This window comes from Leptotrichia hongkongensis, assembly GCF_041538065.1.
Taxonomy (GTDB): domain Bacteria; phylum Fusobacteriota; class Fusobacteriia; order Fusobacteriales; family Leptotrichiaceae; genus Leptotrichia; species Leptotrichia hongkongensis.
In genome coordinates this window covers 16,632-34,547 of the sequence record NZ_JBGORW010000003.1, presented here as the reverse complement: position 1 = coordinate 34,547, position 17,916 = coordinate 16,632, and the positions used below count along the sequence as shown (strand labels likewise).

General features: G+C 29.7%; 17 protein-coding genes and 1 pseudogene. 2 read left to right on the top strand and 16 right to left on the bottom strand.

The window, feature by feature from the left end; genetic code table 11:
• Window positions 1-209 precede the first annotated feature (209 nt).
• The 15 genes and pseudogenes from ACEG17_RS02880 to ACEG17_RS02810 all read right to left on the bottom strand — a co-directional run bounded on the left by ACEG17_RS02880 (window position 210) and on the right by ACEG17_RS02810 (window position 13,576).
• On the bottom strand, window positions 210-1,577 hold the full coding sequence (locus tag ACEG17_RS02880; protein ID WP_372582471.1) for an MATE family efflux transporter: 1,368 nt from the start codon (window positions 1,575-1,577) through the stop codon (window positions 210-212).
• A gap of 106 nt (window positions 1,578-1,683) precedes the next feature.
• Window positions 1,684-2,565, bottom strand: coding sequence for an endonuclease/exonuclease/phosphatase family protein (locus ACEG17_RS02875; RefSeq protein WP_372582470.1), 882 nt, complete (start codon window positions 2,563-2,565; stop codon window positions 1,684-1,686).
• A 40-nt stretch (window positions 2,566-2,605) separates the two neighbouring features.
• Window positions 2,606-2,914, bottom strand: a complete 309-nt coding sequence (locus ACEG17_RS02870) for a DUF4298 domain-containing protein (protein ID WP_372582469.1) — start codon at window positions 2,912-2,914, stop codon at window positions 2,606-2,608.
• Window positions 2,915-3,029: 115 nt separating this feature from the next.
• Window positions 3,030-3,602 (bottom strand): elongation factor P, encoded by a 573-nt coding sequence (gene efp / locus ACEG17_RS02865; RefSeq protein WP_147005751.1) that lies wholly within the window; start codon window positions 3,600-3,602, stop codon window positions 3,030-3,032.
• A 93-nt stretch (window positions 3,603-3,695) separates the two neighbouring features.
• Window positions 3,696-4,460 (bottom strand): SIMPL domain-containing protein, encoded by a 765-nt coding sequence (locus tag ACEG17_RS02860; RefSeq protein WP_147005752.1) that lies wholly within the window; start codon window positions 4,458-4,460, stop codon window positions 3,696-3,698.
• 265 nt (window positions 4,461-4,725) lie between these two features.
• Window positions 4,726-5,580, bottom strand: a complete 855-nt coding sequence (locus ACEG17_RS02855) for a hypothetical protein (RefSeq protein ID WP_372582468.1) — start codon at window positions 5,578-5,580, stop codon at window positions 4,726-4,728.
• Window positions 5,581-5,719: 139 nt separating this feature from the next.
• Window positions 5,720-6,250 carry a hypothetical protein gene (locus ACEG17_RS02850; RefSeq protein ID WP_372582467.1) on the bottom strand — a complete coding sequence of 177 codons (531 nt, stop codon included), beginning with the start codon at window positions 6,248-6,250 and terminating at the stop codon, window positions 5,720-5,722.
• A gap of 62 nt (window positions 6,251-6,312) precedes the next feature.
• On the bottom strand, window positions 6,313-6,942 hold the full coding sequence (gene pyrE, locus ACEG17_RS02845; RefSeq protein ID WP_372582466.1) for an orotate phosphoribosyltransferase: 630 nt from the start codon (window positions 6,940-6,942) through the stop codon (window positions 6,313-6,315).
• Between the two features lie 78 nt (window positions 6,943-7,020).
• Window positions 7,021-8,292 (bottom strand): dihydroorotase, encoded by a 1,272-nt coding sequence (locus ACEG17_RS02840; RefSeq protein ID WP_372582465.1) that lies wholly within the window; start codon window positions 8,290-8,292, stop codon window positions 7,021-7,023.
• 53 nt (window positions 8,293-8,345) lie between these two features.
• Window positions 8,346-8,744 (bottom strand): hypothetical protein, encoded by a 399-nt coding sequence (locus tag ACEG17_RS02835; protein WP_299573977.1) that lies wholly within the window; start codon window positions 8,742-8,744, stop codon window positions 8,346-8,348.
• A 131-nt stretch (window positions 8,745-8,875) separates the two neighbouring features.
• Entirely contained in the window at window positions 8,876-9,616 is a 741-nt protein-coding gene (pyrF, locus tag ACEG17_RS02830) for an orotidine-5'-phosphate decarboxylase (protein ID WP_372582464.1), read from the bottom strand.
• A gap of 1 nt (window position 9,617) precedes the next feature.
• Complete coding sequence (locus ACEG17_RS02825) at window positions 9,618-10,019, bottom strand: hypothetical protein (RefSeq protein WP_372582463.1); 402 nt, start codon at window positions 10,017-10,019, stop codon at window positions 9,618-9,620.
• 37 nt (window positions 10,020-10,056) lie between these two features.
• On the bottom strand, window positions 10,057-10,230 hold the full coding sequence (locus ACEG17_RS02820; RefSeq protein ID WP_372582601.1) for a hypothetical protein: 174 nt from the start codon (window positions 10,228-10,230) through the stop codon (window positions 10,057-10,059).
• A 51-nt stretch (window positions 10,231-10,281) separates the two neighbouring features.
• Window positions 10,282-11,214 (bottom strand): annotated as a pseudogene (gene pyrB, locus ACEG17_RS02815) (aspartate carbamoyltransferase); the annotation flags it as partial.
• A gap of 148 nt (window positions 11,215-11,362) precedes the next feature.
• Window positions 11,363-13,576 (bottom strand): heavy metal translocating P-type ATPase, encoded by a 2,214-nt coding sequence (locus tag ACEG17_RS02810; RefSeq protein ID WP_372582462.1) that lies wholly within the window; start codon window positions 13,574-13,576, stop codon window positions 11,363-11,365.
• A 308-nt stretch (window positions 13,577-13,884) separates the two neighbouring features.
• On the opposite strand from ACEG17_RS02810, the gene ACEG17_RS02805 reads away from it, so the two are divergent.
• Window positions 13,885-15,633: a 1-deoxy-D-xylulose-5-phosphate synthase gene (locus ACEG17_RS02805; RefSeq protein ID WP_372582461.1), complete on the top strand. Its 1,749-nt coding sequence runs from the start codon at window positions 13,885-13,887 to the stop codon at window positions 15,631-15,633.
• Window positions 15,634-15,856: 223 nt separating this feature from the next.
• A complete protein-coding gene (locus tag ACEG17_RS02800; protein ID WP_372582460.1) occupies window positions 15,857-16,621 on the top strand; it encodes a Fic family protein in 765 nt (254 codons plus the stop codon).
• Between the two features lie 61 nt (window positions 16,622-16,682).
• On the opposite strand, the gene ACEG17_RS02795 is transcribed toward ACEG17_RS02800, so the two are convergent.
• Entirely contained in the window at window positions 16,683-17,882 is a 1,200-nt protein-coding gene (locus tag ACEG17_RS02795) for a homoserine dehydrogenase (RefSeq protein ID WP_147005765.1), read from the bottom strand.
• Window positions 17,883-17,916 lie beyond the last annotated feature (34 nt).

Genomic DNA, 17,916 nt, shown 5'->3' with positions numbered 1-17,916 from the left:
TTAAATTTCTTCTTATAAAACGCTATCCTAATCAAATCGCTCCACATTCCAAAATTTACAAGTTTCTGAAAATATTCCATACTTTCTGTATTTTCAATTTTTAATCCATTAACTAATTTTCTGTTTTCGTCTTTTTTATTCCCAATTTAACCACCCTCTTTTATTTTTTATTACTTTCCCTTTTAAATATTTCATTTTTATTCAAATTTCTAACTAACTAGATTGTTTATCCACTTCTTGCTCTTCAATCTCCAGATACATGGAAATATTTTTATAATTTCGTCACTGCATGAAAGTAAATATACAAATACAACTGGAAATCCTAAATATAATCCAGAAAAATATGTTACTGGAATCGCAATAAACCAAAGCGGAATCAAATCCACAAACATTGTCCAGAGCGTATCCCCTCCTGAACGTAAAATTCCAACTAATAGCTGTAAACTTATTGCTTTTACAAAAATTACAAATACCTCTGCCTTCACAACCTCTTTTGCTAGTGGGTAACTTTTTTCATTTACATGTTGTAGAATAAATGGACTGAAAATAAATACAATTGCTCCAATAATAATCCCTGAAATAACAGCCACCTTTAATAAAATTATTGAATAGTCATAAGCATTTTCTTCTCTTCCAGCACCAATCTCATTACCAATTATAGCCGAAGTTGCACTCGAAAGTCCAAATAACAATGTCAATACAAGACTGCTAATTGATTTTACAACCTGAACTGCAGCTGCAAAATTTGTTCCCATTCTTCCAAAAATCATTACATACACACTTGCTCCAAGTACCCACAATATTTCGTGAATAAACACAGGAAGCGATATTTTCATAACTTTTACAAAAAATTCCATTGATAAGTCAAATAATTCATTTATTTTCCCTGCAATTGGCAATTTTAACTTATAAATCACATAAATTATATAAAAAGTGCTTATAATTCTCGCAATAACTGTTGCAACTGCAGCACCACGTACTCCCATCGCAGGAAATCCAAAATGTCCAAAAATCAGAACATAGTTAATAACCACATTTATCAAAAGCCCTATTACACTTGAGTAAAATGAATATTTGGTTTTCCCTATTGCACGAAGCTGCATATTAAAGGCAAAACCAACTCCCACAAGTGGATAAGTCCACGCTACTATACGTAAATATGAAGCCCCTATTTCTATAACTTTTTTATCATTTGTGAATACTGAAATTACAAGTTTTGGCGTAAATAATCCTGCGAAAAGAAATAGCAGTGAAAATAAAAATCCAACAATTATCGTTATTCCAAGACATTTTTTCAGATTTTTGTAATCCTTATTCCCAAAATACTGAGCCGCCAAAATTCCACCGCCACTATTCATCCCAAAAAGTGAAGTCATAAAAATCATAAACATCTGATTTGCAAACCCCAATCCTGCAACAGCAACTGTCCCCAATCCAAGCGCCACAATCTCTTTCCCCACCATAAACATATCAACAAAGTTCATAAGTGCATAAATCATATTTTCAATTGCCACAGGTAATCCAATATTAATAACCTTTTTATAAACCAATTTTCTATTTAATGCTTTTTCTTTCATTTATTTCCTTTCTTTTTCATTGATATTTTTTAGATTTTTTCAACAGTTTCAGTTTACTTATAGTTTTTCTTTAACAAAAATAAATTTTTAACTTTAATAAATCTATTTAATCTAAATCCTCCAATGTTGAATATTCTGAAAATATCAACAAATGATCTGACACATATTTTTTTATTATAGCATAATTATTATTTTTTATAAAGTTATAAACTCCAAAATTTCCAGTAAATTCTTTTGTTTTTTCAAAATTCATGAAAAAATTATCATAAGAACTTACAAGTTTACTATCCGAAAGTGTAGTCAAATTTTCTTCAGGATTTAAAATATACTTGACGTTATATTTATCAGCCATATTTTTAAAAGCCATATTATCAGCAGGCGTATTAAAATCCCCAGCGATAATTATATCATTCTCATCTGTCAATTTAGAAAAATATTCATAAACATTGACATAATTTGCTGCCTCAAGTAGTCTCTGTTTTTCTTTATCACCAAAAACCGAATGTGCAATAACATACACAAAATCAAAGTTTCCTGCTTTAAAATATGCACCATACGGCTCTCTCATAAACTCATTCTCATCCTTTTCCTTATAAAATCCAAGCTCTCTCGCTTCAGAAAATCTACTTTTCCTATAAATAAATGCAAAATATTCACGATAATTTTCACTTCCTACAGAATTTTCCGAAATAATGTAATCCCATTTCTCTTTTGTCAACTTTTCCAAATACGCCTGAACTTTCTTAACTCCTTTCTCATTCATAACCTCTTCTATCCCAATTAAATCAAACTTTTCTAAAATTTTCGCAAGTGTCCGATAATCTTTTTGTTTCTCACCAAGACGCATAGCATTAAATGATGCAACTAAAATTCTATTCTCATCTCTATTTACATCAATTGTCTCATTTATCTTTTCTTTTCTAAAATAAGAAAATATTCCCAAAACTAAAAGAACAAAAACTAACCCTCTAATTATTTTATTCTTCATCTCAATCAACCCCTTGATTTTTTTATTTTATTTCTGAGAATTATCTTCTCAACATCTTAGCTGCAATCTCCACCATTCTAATTGCCAATTCATGATTTTCCCCAAACAAATTATAAGCTCCGTCTTCGCTCAAAACTCCACATTTCAAGTCTTGTGGCAAAACACCGTTATTAAAGTCTTCCACATCTAAAAACCAGTTTTCGCTACTGTAATATTCATCCAGCTTTTTATAATCTGACAAATTTTCTTCCAGCTTATCCAACACCATGTTCAGTTCTCTAAAAATATCCGCTGATTTATCCATAATTTTTTCCATTTGCTCAACTCTTTTTATTTTATCATTTTTCATAAAGTTTACCTCTTTTTTAAATTTTAATTTTTTATTAATTTTTTCTCACCTTTTCAAAAAAAGCTACCGTTTTTTCGATAGCTACATTTTTTATTATTATAATTCTGAATTGTTATTAATTTGCTCTTTCGATATATTCACCAGTTCTCGTATCAATTTTGATTTTATCTCCAATTGCTACGAATAAAGGCACTTGCAATTCATACCCTGTAGATACAGTTGCTGGTTTTGTCGCACGTCCAATTGTATCACCCTTTAATCCTGGTTCTGTATAAGTTACTTCTCTAATTACTGTATTTGGCAATTCTACACCAACTGGAGTTCCTTCATACATCAATACTTGAATAATCATTTCTTCTTCTAAGAAATTTACTGCATCTCCTAAATCTTCAGCTGATAAAGTAATTTGCTCAAAAGATTCCTGATCCATGAAATTATATTCTCCATCAGTTTCATATAAAAATTGCATTTGATTTCTATCAAGAATAATATCGTCCATAAGTTCAGTTGCTAAAACTGTTATTTCTTGTATTTTTCCTGAGATTAACTCTTTTGTTTTAAATTTTACTTCTGCTGCTCTTTGTCTTTTTCCTGATGTTGACTGATGTCTTTCAGCTTTTAGTATTAAATATGGGATGTTGTCCTTTCTATATGTGCTTCCTTGTCTTAATTCTGCTGCTGGTTTCATTAATTTTTTCCTCCTAAATTTTCACTTTATTTTATGATTTATTTTTTAACTTATATTTACTATTTATTCTAAAAATAAACTTGATTTTCCTAACTAATATTTTATCAAATAAGTTGCAGTTACTACCACTCTCATTTTTTTATAAATTTGATTAGCCTCATTTTCATTGATTTTTCTCACATCTTCTGTGTCTTCTAGTATCTCAAATTGCCCTTGACTAATATTTTTTAGTCCGCCAATTTCATTGTTATTTACTTTTAACATCTCAATTGCTCTTATTTCAGCATTTCGAGAAGCATCTACTACCATATCTTTTTTATATCTTTCGATATTCGTTATAAAAAATTCTGGCTCGTTTATTTGAATATTGTTACTTTGCAACTTTAATTCTAATAATTTTTGAAAAAACTCTTCGACTTTGTCAATATCCTTCGTTACAATAGAAATTGTTTCAACTCCCTCGTAATCTGAAATTTTAGCATTTTGCATAATTGGAGTAGAAATTGCTGTTGTCTGCTGTTTTACATTCGATGAAGCTTCAATATAATTTGGCTGAATTCTTAAATTTCCAATACTATAATCATTTGAATCAATTTTTAGATTTTTAATCAAATCTGTTGCCAATTTTTCTTTTTCTGATATACTTTTTTTCAATTCGTCGAGATTTTCATTTTTATCAGAAATTACGATATTTATGAGTGCCTTATCTGCTTTTATTCTACGTTCCGCTACTCCTTTTACTGTAATTCTGTTTTCATCTTTATTTGCTTTGTTCATGGCATTTGAAATTAATGCTGCAGATATTATTAATCCAAAGGACAATATCGTAGGAATTATTATAAATTGTATTTTTTTCAATTTTTACTCCTTTTCTGAACTTTAAAACCTGCTACATAATTTAAATTACTTAAAACTATGTTAATTTTATTTTTAAAATTTTTACCAAAATTATTTTATTTCAGTAATCCAATACTAAATTATATATGCAAGAGTTCTATCAAATTATAGATTATTTTCAAAAAAAAGTCAATTATATATCAAAATTTTTTATTAAAAATTCTAAAACCTATATAACAAAACAAGGGCAATAACTTCTACCCTTGATTTATAATTTTATTTTTGATTAATTACTTTGTTTATACATTAGCCATCCATTAAAATATAAAGATGTGCTGTCACCTCCACTTACTCTTCTAATTTGGCCATTTTCCAAATACCATTTGCTTCTATTCATAACAGCGTCATAATTTTTTTCTTCAGCAAGATTTACAGTTACTGTTACAGGTCCTGTATGTCTTAAAGAGCTCCCATTATTAATTACACAGTCCTGAAATGAAATATCTGCCATATATCCATGCTGTGCATACGAATCTTCTACAGTATCAGTATCGAATGCCGATTCACTGGCACTAGGATTTATACAATAACTTCCTTTTTTTACACCTACTGGACTTTTTACAACTAATTTCTCATTACTTTCCTTAGGCATCTCTTTTTTTTCTTCAACTTTTGGCTGCTCTACCTTTTTTTGTTCCTTCTGTTGCACAATTTCAGAAGTTTGAGCGTTTGTTACAGTTGGTATATTTTGATTTTGTGATACTGCTGCCATTTCTTTTTTTAGATTTTCTTTTTTCTTCTTATTCTGACTTCTCAGATAAAAAATCCCAGATCCAACTAAAACAATAAATATTGCAACTGCAGCAGCTAGAATTGTCGTCATTTTGTTTGAAACGTATTTTTCTTCAGCTTCCTCTTCTTCGTCTTCTTGTTTATTTATTTCTGGATTATTTGTATTTCTAATAGGCTTTTCCACTTTATTTATATTTTTAGTACTGCTTCCCGCAACACTACCATAAACTATTTTTTCCAGCTCTTCTTTCTGTCTTTGTAAATCCTGAATTTCTTTCTGACGTTTTAATTCTTCTATTTCTCTTTCCAGCTGCTCTTTTGCATTTTCACCAAATTTATTGTTGTCCATAATATTTTCTCCTATAAAAATTTATTTGTATTTTAAAGCAAATATTATACTACAAAAAAATTGAAAAATCAAATATTTTTACAGATTTTTTTACTGTTATAATTTAAAGTTCTTTATAAAAAATCTGATTTTGAATAAACTATATTGGAAAATTAAAGGATACCGCTTTAATAAATTGTGGATTATTTTCCTCTATTTCCCAGTTATCCCCCTGTTTTACATATGTAATATCAAATGTTTCCTCAAAATATTTTAAATTAGAATCATTTAATTTCTCATTTACCACTTCCTTTAAAATTGGCATGCTTTGCTTATTAAATTCTTCATCTGATTTTCCACTCAATGATTGAACTTCTTTTGATATTTTGTCTTTAAACATTTCTGCTGTTGCTGATAAATCAGGATACTTCATAGTAACATTTAAAAGGATTTTATCTTTATTTTTCTCTGTCGTCTTGTTAATTTTATAGGACATCTTTTCATATGCTCCCTCAAATGCCTTGAATGCATCTTCAGTTTGTTTATCAACTTTTAATACAGAAAAATTTCCTTTTTGAAGAGCTTCCATTGATTCTTTCAAGTCATTCTCAGCAAATTTTTTTCCATTTTGACAACTTGCTAATGTTAGCATCAGAATTAGTCCTACAATAATTGATAATATTCTTTTCATATTTAGTTACTTCATTTATATTTTTTATTTTCAAATTTTTTAAATATTTATTTTAAGAATTATTATCTTCCCCATTTTTCAGGATTTTTACTCCATTCCAAAGCAATTTTTGCTTCTTCCTGTGTCAAATAATCCGTTTGAGCCAATAATTTTATTAAAACATCAAAATTTGAAAGTGAACTGAATTTACAGTTATATTTCGCATAATTTGCTTTTGCACTGTCAAATCCATAAGAAAAAATTGATTTTACTTCCAGTTCCTTCACTTCTTCCTTTTGAAGCACATCAACTGCAATAAGGCTACTTTTACCTGTTGTAATCAAATCTTCAATTACAACGACTTTTTTCCCTTTTACTTCTGCACCTTCAATCTGTTTTCCCGCACCATGATCTTTTGGTTTGTTTCTTACATATGCAAGCGGTTTTTTCATTCTGTCAGCGATAAACGAAGCCCAAGGTATACCAGCTGTTGCAACTCCCACAATTACTTCCACATTTTTATCAAGCTTTTCAACAAATGCTTCTACAATTGTATCTCTCTCATCTGAAAATCCTAATACATAACGATTATCGCAATAAATTGGACTCTTTATTCCAGATGCAAACGTAAAAGGCTCTCCTACATTGATTTTTACTGCCTTCACATCAAATAATGCCTTTGCTACTTTTTCTTCCAATGTTAAATTAGCCATTTTATCATTTCCTTTCAAATTTTGATTTTTGTTTTATTTCTAAACTATTTATTAGTTATTAACATATAGGTAAATGATTTATTCTGAAAATTTGATTTCTTTTCCTTTAGGAATATCATTAATTTTCCCATTTTCATAAATAATTTTTCCATTTACAATTGTCATTGTGTTTTTTCCTTTTAATTTCCAGTTTTCATAAGGAGTCCAGCCACATTTTGATTCAATTGTGTCATCTACACCGACAATCCAATCTTTTTGTGTATCAACTACAATTATATCGGCAAAAAAACCTTCCTGCAACTTTCCTCTTTTTTCAATTTTCATTATTTTTGCAGGATTTTCACACATTAACTTTTGTATTGTTTCAAGTGATATTTTCCCTTCGTTGAAGGCATTTATCATAAGTGCAAGTGAAGTTTCTACTCCTGGCATTCCAAACGTAATTTTTTCCAATTTTTCACTTATTAGATGTGGTGCGTGATCTGTTCCAATTGTATCAACTTCTCCTTGATTTATTGCCTCCCATAAAAATTCATTATCAGATTTTTCTCTTAATTCAGGTTTCATTCTTAGAAGCATTTTATTCCGCTCTGTACTTTCACGAATCTCAGTATTTAAAAATAAATGATGAGGCGTAACTTCAGCATAAATTGGATGCTCTTTTGTATTTAATTCTTTATTTTTCTTGGCACTTATAACTTTTTTTAATTCTTCCGCTGATGGGATATGACAAACATAAAGTCCTTTTCCATAATTTTTATTTAATTCTATTGCCTTGTCAATCATATCATTTTCAGCGTGAACCAGTACCAATTCAGAATTTTCAAATACCTTTTTCAAGATTTTATCATCTTCGATAAGCATCTCTCCAGTCGTTACATTCATAAAAATTTTTACTGTATTTGCTTCGCCATTTCTCAAAACCTTTTTCATTTCCTCAACGTTATCATTTTTACTTCCACCAAAATGAAATCCAAAATTCACAATTGACTTTTTACTTGCTAATTTTTTCTTTTCCAGCAAATTTTCTAACGTTGTGGTCGTCGGAATTGTGTTTGGCATATCATAAAAAGTCGTAATACCAGCTTTGGCACACGCACGTGAACCTGTTGTAAAATCTTCTTTGTAGGTAATTCCTGGTTCTCTCATATGCGTATGCACATCAATAACTCCTGGCATTATTAATTTTTCTTCAACATCAATGATTCTGACATTTTTGTTATTTTTAAATCTGCTTTCATCAATATTTTCAGAAATTTTTTTAATAATTTCATCATTTATTAAAATTTCAATTTTATTTCCAAAAACATCAATGCCATTTTTTAGAATGATAATCTTGTTATCTTCCATGTTTTACTCCTAAGTTTTATAGATATACTCATATTTCCTTAATACTTTATCTTTTATTTTCCTTCTAAACTTTTTAGCAATCTTTCCATTTTTAAAATCTGTAAATCCAATTTTTCATCTAATGTCATGTTTTTTTCTTTATTTCTTTTAGCTTTTGCTTCTAACCTTCTTTCTTGTTCTGGAGTAAGTCTTTTAGTTTTTGGTGCTTCCTTTTGAACTTGTCTTGGTGCTTGATTTGTTTCTTTTGTTTCTTCTGCTTCTTGTTCTTGTGATTGTTTTAATTCTGTTTCTGTGTTTTCTGTATTTTCCGTTTCATTTGTTTTTACCTCTTCTTGAGTCTGTTTTACATCCTCCATCTGAGTTTTTTCAACTTTAACATCTGTATTTTCACTATACCCTAACTGACATACTGCCAAAATTCCCAATGTTAATAACAATAAATTTTTTTTCATAAATTTTCTCCTTATTTTTTTTAAATTTTGTACACTCTATTTTAATACAGTTATCTTTGAATTCTATTTATTCTATTCTAAAATTTGATTTTTTTTATTACTTTAATTTTTTATTTCTTTGAAATAGTCCTTTATAATGCTTCTGAAATTTCCTCCAAAATTAATTTTGCACTTTCTTCTGGATTTGCAGCCCTAGTTATTGGGCGCCCAACTACAAGAAAATCTACCCCCTGTTTTATTGCATCTGCTGGCGTCATAATTCGTGTCTGGTCATCATTACTTTTCCCATCAGCATTTAATGTAAATTTAGGACGTACCCCAGGACAGACTGTTACAAAATTCTCTCCTAGTTTTTCTTTTACGTCCTTTGACTCCTGGGGTGAACACACAATTCCGTGCATTCCGCTATTTCTGGCAATTGTGGCAAGATTCAAAACAATTTCCTCTAATTTTAAATCACTTTTATACATTTCAAAAATATCATTTTCACCCAAGTTTGTCAAAATTGTCACTCCAATTAAAAGGCTTTCTGATTTACTTTCCTTTACCAATTCAGCAACTTCTTTCATAGTTTTGCTTCCATTTGAACAATGAATATTAAACATAAATACATTTTTTTTAATAGCATTCGCACAAGCCATTTTCACAGTATTCGTAATATCGTGAAATTTTAAATCCAAAAATACTTTTTTCCCCTTTTCGTGCAAATAATCTATTAATTTCCCGTCTGTATTTAGATAGCTCTCAAGCCCAACTTTATACATTGAAATATTATCTCCAAGTTTCTCTACAAGTCTTTTTGCATCTTCCATATTATCATAATCCAGCGCAACAAATATTCTATCTTTTGCTCTCTCATCAATTCTAGCCATTCTAATCTTCCTTCCTTTTAACTTCTTTTATTTCAAACATTCCCATAAAAATTAGAATCAAAATTTCTAAAATAAATATTGGAATTGCAATAAAAACAGCTGTCTGATGTAAATTCATAATTAATATTACCATTAGAATCTGAAAGGCAAAAGTAATTCCCCATGCTTTAAAATGAAGTGTTATTCTGTAGTTTTGATTATCTGATTCCACATTTATAACTTTTTTAGGAGTTTTTATTAAAAAATTATTGTATACTTGAAGCGTTTGTTCTCCATAGTCTACATCAATTTCTGTTTTTTCATTAAATTTTACTTCTACAATTTTTTCATCATTTATTTTTAATTTAAACCTATCTCCTGCACCATTAGGAGATATTTTTGATTCTATAATTATTCTAGGCATCTCTTTTCCTTTCTTTAATAAACTATTTTTAAATTAACTATTGAATTTTTATTTCATCTTCCAAAATTACTTTTTCGCAATAAAAACATTTATATTTCGTTTTTTCTTCCAAATTATTTTCATCTAATTTTTCAGAATCTTCTTTTATATGAATAAATTTTGCTTCAATATTTTCGTGATTTGAAATACATTTTGAATTATTGCATTTCATATTTTTTATATAATTGATATTTTGGGAATTCTTATATTCTGTATCTTGATTAAAAAACTCCTTATTTTTGTCTAATACAGTCATCATCATAGCCTGCCTTACTGGAATACCATTTTTGGCCTGCTTAAAATATAGTGCATATTTTGTATCATCTAAATCTGTTTCAATCTCATCTACCCTTGGCAAGGGATGAAGAATTATCATATCTTCTTTACATTTTCCAACTATATTTTCACGATTTATAACATAAATTCCTTTTACTTTCTCGTAATCCTTAATATCTGGAAATCGTTCTTTCTGAATTCTGGTCATGTAAAAAACATCAATTTTATCAATACAGTCCCTAAAATCTTCTAAAATCTCATATTTTATCCCATTTTTTTTTAAATCTTCCAGTAAATATTCAGGCATCTGCAATGACTGCGGTGCTACAAAATACATTACCGATGGATTAAAGTGTGTAAGTGCTTTTGCAAGTGAGTGAACTGTTCTTCCATATTTCAAATCTCCAACAAATGCTATTTTTAAATTTTCAAGTGTTCCTTTTTCATCAAGAATTGTATATAAATCAAGTAAAGTCTGACTAGGGTGCTGATTTGATCCATCTCCTGCATTAATCACAGGCTTCTTTGAAGTTTCTGAGGCAAGTTTTGCCGCTCCATCAAGCGGATGCCTTACAACTATTAAATCTGAATAGCTTTCTACCATTTTAATTGTATCAGTAAATGATTCTCCTTTTTGAACAGATGACTGTTCTACAGGCGGTAACGAGAGAATATTAGCTCCCAATCGCATTGCTGCTGATTCAAAAGACATTTTTGTTCGTGTACTTGGTTCAAAAAATAATGTTGCAATTATTTTTCCATGTAAAAATTTTAATTTTTTCTCTTCTGAACAATCTTCAATCTTTCTTGCCAGCTCTAAAATATCAAGAATTTCCTTTTTTTTCATATCATTCATAGAAATAATATTTCCCACAGCCATCTCTCCTTGCAATTGAATATTTTCAAATAATTTTCTCAAATTTATGATAACAAATTTTATTATTATTTGCAAACTTTTCTTTTTATAAAAAAAAATCGGAAGTTAATCTAATTTGTCAGATATTTTCTTCCGATTTTTTATTTACATTTTAATTTTCATCAACTTTATATTTCAAAACTCTAGTTGCATTCAATACAGCAAGTAAGGCAACACCAACGTCTGCAAATACAGCTTCCCACATTGTTGCATCCCCAAAAAGCCCTAGAATTAGAACTATTAATTTTACAGCAAATGCTAAAGCAATGTTTTGCCAAACAATTGTTTTAGTTTTTTTGGCTATTTTCATAGCAGTTACGATTTTTGAAGGTTCATCGTTCATTATTACAACATCAGCAGCTTCGATGGCAGCATCACTTCCAACACCTCCCATTGCGATTCCAATATCGGCTCTGGCAAGTACAGGAGCATCATTTATTCCATCTCCTACGAATACAACCTTCCCTTTTTCACTTTTAGTCTTGTAAATTTCTTCCAGTTTTTCAACTTTTTCATTTGGAAGCAGTTCAGCAAAAACTTTATCAATCCCAAGCTTTTGAGCAATGTTTTTACCAATTGCATTGTTATCACCAGTAAGCATTATAATTTCCTTGATTCCGTTTGCTTTCATTCCTTTGATTGCTTTTGGAGAATCTGCTTTTATTTCATCAGAAATTAGGACATTTCCGATATATTGCCCATCAAATGCAATGTAAATTACAGTTCCTAAATTTTCTTTTTCAGTAAATTTAATATTTTCCAAGTTCATCAATTTAGAATTTCCAGCTAAAATCTGATGATTATTTATGTTAGCCTTTATTCCAAATCCTGAAATTTCTTCAAAATCTTTTATAACGCTTTCATCAATTTTTGCAACAGTATTTTCATATTCAGAAACTATTGACTGTGCAATAGGATGATTTGAAAATTTTTCAATATGTGCAGCATATTTTAATAGTAAAGATTGTGTCAAATCAGTTTTATTATTTTCAAAGTCATTTATTTTTACATTATTTTCAACGTTTATTTCAGTAACTTTGAAGATACCTTTTGTCAAAGTTCCAGTTTTGTCCATAACGACACTTTCCACATCATTCAATGCTTCCAGATAATTTGCACCTTTTACCAGAATTCCGTGTTTTGAAGCACCACCAATTCCACCAAAAAACCCTAATGGAATAGAGATAATCAAAGCACATGGACAAGATACAACAAGGAAAATTAAAGCACGATAAATCCAGTCTGTAAATGTTGCGCCTGAAATTAACAATGGAGGGAAAATTGCCATAATTAAAGCTGTTATTACAACTGCTGGAGTATAATATTTTGCAAATTTTGTAATAAAGTTTTCTGTTTTTGACTTTTTACTGCTGGCATTTTCCACCAAGTCAAGTATTTTGGAAACAGTTGATTCTGAAAACACTTTTGCAACTTCAATTTCCACAAGCCCTGTTTTATTTATAAATCCACTTAGGACGTTATCTCCTGATTTTGCTTCACGTGGCAACGATTCTCCTGTTAGTGCAGAAGTGTCAAAAGCTGAATTTCCATTTATAATCTTTCCATCTAAAGGTACTTTTTCTCCTGGTTTTACTACAATAATGTCAGTAACTTTTATTTCTTCGGGATTTACTTTTTTTATTCCATTATCAGTTTTAAGATTTGCATAATCAGGACGAATATCCATTAACGCTATAATAGATTTTCTTGAATTATTGACTGCAATACCTTGAAATAGTTCCCCAAGCTGATAGAATAGCATAACAGCCACACCTTCAGGATATTCCCCAATAGCAAATGCACCAACTGTAGCAATCGCCATCAAAAAGTTTTCGTCAAAGATTTGCCCCTTCAAAATATTTTTTACAGCAGACAGCAGCACATCGCCACCAATTATGAAATAACTTATTAGAAATACAGCTAATTTAGGAATAAATAAAGTTTTTGGAATAAAAATTCCTAAAACAAATAAAATTCCACCAATTAATAATTTTTTCTTTATTTTATCAGTATCCTCTTCTCCATGAGCGTGACTATGATCATGGGAGTGAGCGTGTGCATGAGAATGCGAGTGACTATGGCTGTGGGCATGGAGCTTTTTAGTAGAAATCTTTACTCCGTCCTTAATTTTACTTACTTCATCTTGAATAAATTTTGCCAGTTCATCTTGCGAAAAATTCTCAGATTCTATAATAACTCGTTTTCCAAGGAAATCGACAGTAGCTGCCTTAATCCTTTGCAATGTATTTAATTTACGTTCAATCTTAGCAGCACAATTTGGGCAGTCTACCCCATCAATAAACAATGTGCATTCATTAGTTTTCATGAACTTAACCTCCATTTTTTATTTATCAAATTTATTTTATTTAAACGTATGAACATTTATTCATATATTTATTTTACTATATTTAATATTTATTGTCAACAATTTTTTTTGATTAATCTCAAAGTTAATTTATTATAATTTAAACCATTAAAAATATTTTTAATTTTCAAAAAAATATCAAAATTTAATAATTTAGATTTAGCTATTACTAAAAGGCATAATTACTAATAAGAAAAAAGCATTTGAAATTATAAGGGATATTTGTTACAATTCAGGAAAGAAATTTGATGAATTACAGGAGGGAAAAAATGGCATTAGAAAGAGTAAATTCGCCAGAAGACTTAAAAAAATTAAGTAGAGAAGAATTAATAGTATTAGCACAGGATATTAGGGATGCAATGCTTCACAGAGTTAGCAATAAAGGGGGACATGTGGGTCCTGACTTTGGAGCAGTTGAGTTAATAATTGCGTTACACAAGGTATTTAATTCACCTGTTGATAAATTTGTATTTGACGTTTCGCACCAATGTTATCCGCATAAAATCATTACTGGGAGAAAATTTGGATTTTTAGATTTGGATAGGTATTTGGAAGTTTCAGGGTATACCAATCAAGATGAAAGCGAGCATGATTTCTTTAAAATCGGGCATACTTCGACATCTGTCAGTTTAGCAACTGGACTTGCTAAAGCGAGAGATTTACGTGGTGTAAAAGAAAATATAATTGCAATTATTGGAGATGGTTCTCTTAGCGGCGGAGAAGCATTTGAAGGGCTTAATGTAGCTTCTGAACTTAATACAAATATGATTATTATTGCAAATGACAATGATATGTCGATTGCTGAAAATCACGGAGGGCTTTACAAAAATTTAAGAGAATTAAGAGAAAGTAACGGACAGGCTCAAAACAATTATTTTAAATCACTAGGCCTTGACTATATTTATGTGAATAAAGGAAATGACTTGGAGGCTTTGATAGAAGTTTTTGAGAAAGTAAAAGATATTGATCATCCAATAGTTGTTCACGTGCATACTCAAAAAGGAAAAGGACTGCCTTACGCTGAAAAGGATAAGGAAACTTGGCACTATGGAATGCCTTTTGATCCAGAAACAGGAGAAAAACGTAATTCTTATTCTGGTGGATTGAGTAATGATACTGCTGAATTTTTGATGGATAAAATGGAAAAAGATTCAACAGTAGCTGTTGTAACTTCTGGAACACCAACTGTTTTAGGATTTACAAGGGATAGAAGAGAAAAATTTGCAAAACAGTTTATTGATGTCGGAATTGCAGAGGAACAGGCTGTAGCAATGATTTCTGGAATGGCTAAAAATGGAGGAAAACCAATATATGGAGTTTTTAGCACATTTATTCAAAGAACTTACGATCAGCTTTCTCAAGATTTGGCAATAAATAATAATCCAGCTACCATTCTTATTTTCGGCGGAGGGCTAGGTGGAATGAGTGATGTTACTCACTTATGCTGGTTTGATATCTCATTAGTGTCAAATATCCCAAATATCGTATTTCTAGCTCCAACAAGTAAGGAAGAATATTTCGCAATGCTAGACTGGTCAATTGAATACAAAGGACATCCCGTTGCAATAAGAGTGCCTTCTCAATTGTCAGAAGATACAGGAAATGTACAAAAAGATTTTAGCGACTTAAACAAATATCTTGTTACTGAAAAAGGAAAAGACATAGCAATCTTAGGGCTGGGTAACTTTTACAAATTAGGAAAAGAAGTAAAAGAACTTTTAAAAGAAAATGGAATTGATGCAACATTGATTAATCCAAGATATGCTTCAGGGATTGATGAAACATTGCTAAACGAATTAAAAGCAGAACATAAATTAGTTGTTACACTAGAAGATGGTGTAATTGACGGTGGATTTGGAGAAAAAATTGCGAGATTCTACGGGGCTTCTGATATGAAAGTCTTAAATTATGGTATCAAAAAGGAATTTACTGATAGAGTGGCTCCAGATGTGGCGTTTAAAAATAATAGATTAACGAAAGAGCAAATTGTGGAAGATATTTTAAAAATTGTAAAATAATTAATTTAGAATTTATGTAAAATAAAATCAGGAATGAACTTAATAATTGAGGGATTTTCTGATTTTTTATATTTTTTCTTAAAAATCAAAATTGTATTTCAAAAAAAAATTTGATATACTTGTTTTATGAAATTAAGTTTATAAAAGTTAAATAAAACAAAAGTTTCGAGAAAATAGTTATAATTTTCAAGTTTATTTTTAAAATAATAAAGCGAGGAATAATATGAAAATAAAAAAATATAAAATAAATTTTGAAGAAATAGATAAAAAATTAAATAAATACAAAGAAACAAAACTTAATGAACATTTATTGAAACAATTAAGAGAGGATCTAATAATAAAATGGACATACAACAGCAATGCAATTGAAGGAAGCACTTTTACATTGATGGAAACAAAAGTTCTGCTTGAAGATGGGATAACTGTTGGCGGGAAGACTATGAGAGAACATCTTGAAATAATAGGGCATGCTGAAGCCATTTATTATTTAGAAGAAATTATAAAAGATGATACGGAACTATCAGAAAAAGAGATAAGAGATATTCATAGTTTAGTAACAAAAGGCATTGAAAATATAAATCCAGGACAGTATCGAACAGTCCCAGTCTATATAAGCGGTGCAGAGCATATTCCACCACAGCCTTACATGATACTTCCTGAAATGGAAAAATTAATGTTATGGTATAGAAATGAGACAAATGAGTTGCACCCGATAGAAAGAGCAACTATTTTACATGGTGAATTTGTTAAAATACATCCATTTTTAGATGGAAATGGAAGAACTTCCAGACTCCTTCTAAATTTTGAGCTTATGAAAAATGGCTATCCTCCTATAATTATTGAAAAGTCGGAAAAAGCAATTTATTTTGAAAGTCTGGAAAAAGGTTCGCTAACAGGTGACTGGACTGATTTTATACAGTTTGTTGCTAAAAAATGTGAAGAAAGAATTGATTTTATAAATTCATTTAAAGAAAAAGAAACAAAATAATAAAAATACAAAAAATGGGGCATAAAAATGCCCTTTTAATTATGTAAATTATAAAAATATATTATTTCATAACTCTCAATATAAGCTTCTCTTTTGCATCTTTCAAAATCTCGTTAATTTCATTTTTTGAAATATTATTTGCTAAGATGATATAGTAATTTTCAATTTGATTTATTAGTTCAAATGGCGAATTTTCTATATCAAAGTCATCTGAAACTCTTATATAGTAAGAATCTTTCACTGTGTTTGAGTCCACAATTTCAAATACTTTTGTAGAATTAAAGAAATAATCTGATTCAATATGGTTTCTTGTTACAATTTTTACGATGTCTGCAACTACCGCTGATGCAGTTGGATCCATTCCTGCACCTTTTCCATAAAATAAAGTTTTGTCTGTATAAGAACCTGTTGTTTCAATCGCATTGTAAACATCGTCAACTTTTGCTAAAATTTCGCTGTTTGGAATTAATGTTGGCTCTACTGAAATTTGTACTGATTTATCAGATAAAAGTTTTGAGCTTGCAATTAATTTTATAGTTGAGTTTAGTTGGTTTGCTGAGAAAATGTCAACTGTGCTGATTTCTCTTATTCCTGATAATTGCATATCTTTGAACTTGATTGAACCTCCATAGGCTAGTGAGGCAAGAATATTTATTTTATGTCCCGCATCAATTCCATCTACATCATAAGTAGGATCAGCTTCCGCATACCCTTTTTCAGAGGCAATTTTTAGTGCTTCATCAAATGATAAATTATCTTCTTTCATTTTTGTCAAAATATAATTTGAAGTTCCGTTCATAATTCCACGAATTTCAGTAACTGTATTTGCAACTAGACTCTCCATCAAAGGTGTTACAATAGGAATTCCTCCACCAACAGCAGCTTCAAACAGGAATGAAACTCCATTTTCCTTTGCCAATTGAAACAATTCTACTCCATATTTTGCAATTAGTGCCTTGTTTGCTGTAACAACACTTTTCTTAGCTTGAAATGCTTCAATAATTATCTGTTTTGCAATAGTTTCTCCACCAATTAGCTCTACAACAATCTTAATTTCAGGGTCATTTAATATTTTTTTGTAGTCATTTGTAAGAACTGATTTATCAAAATCAAATGAAAATTCACGTTCAATATTTAAATCACAAGCATATTTTACTTCAATATCAGCTCTTGACTTTTCAAAAATGCTTTCCTTTTCATTTGTTAATACCTTAAAAACTCCTTCTCCCACAGTTCCTAATCCAATAATTCCTATTTTCATATTTTCTAAAGTCCTCTCTTTTGGTTATTCTGAT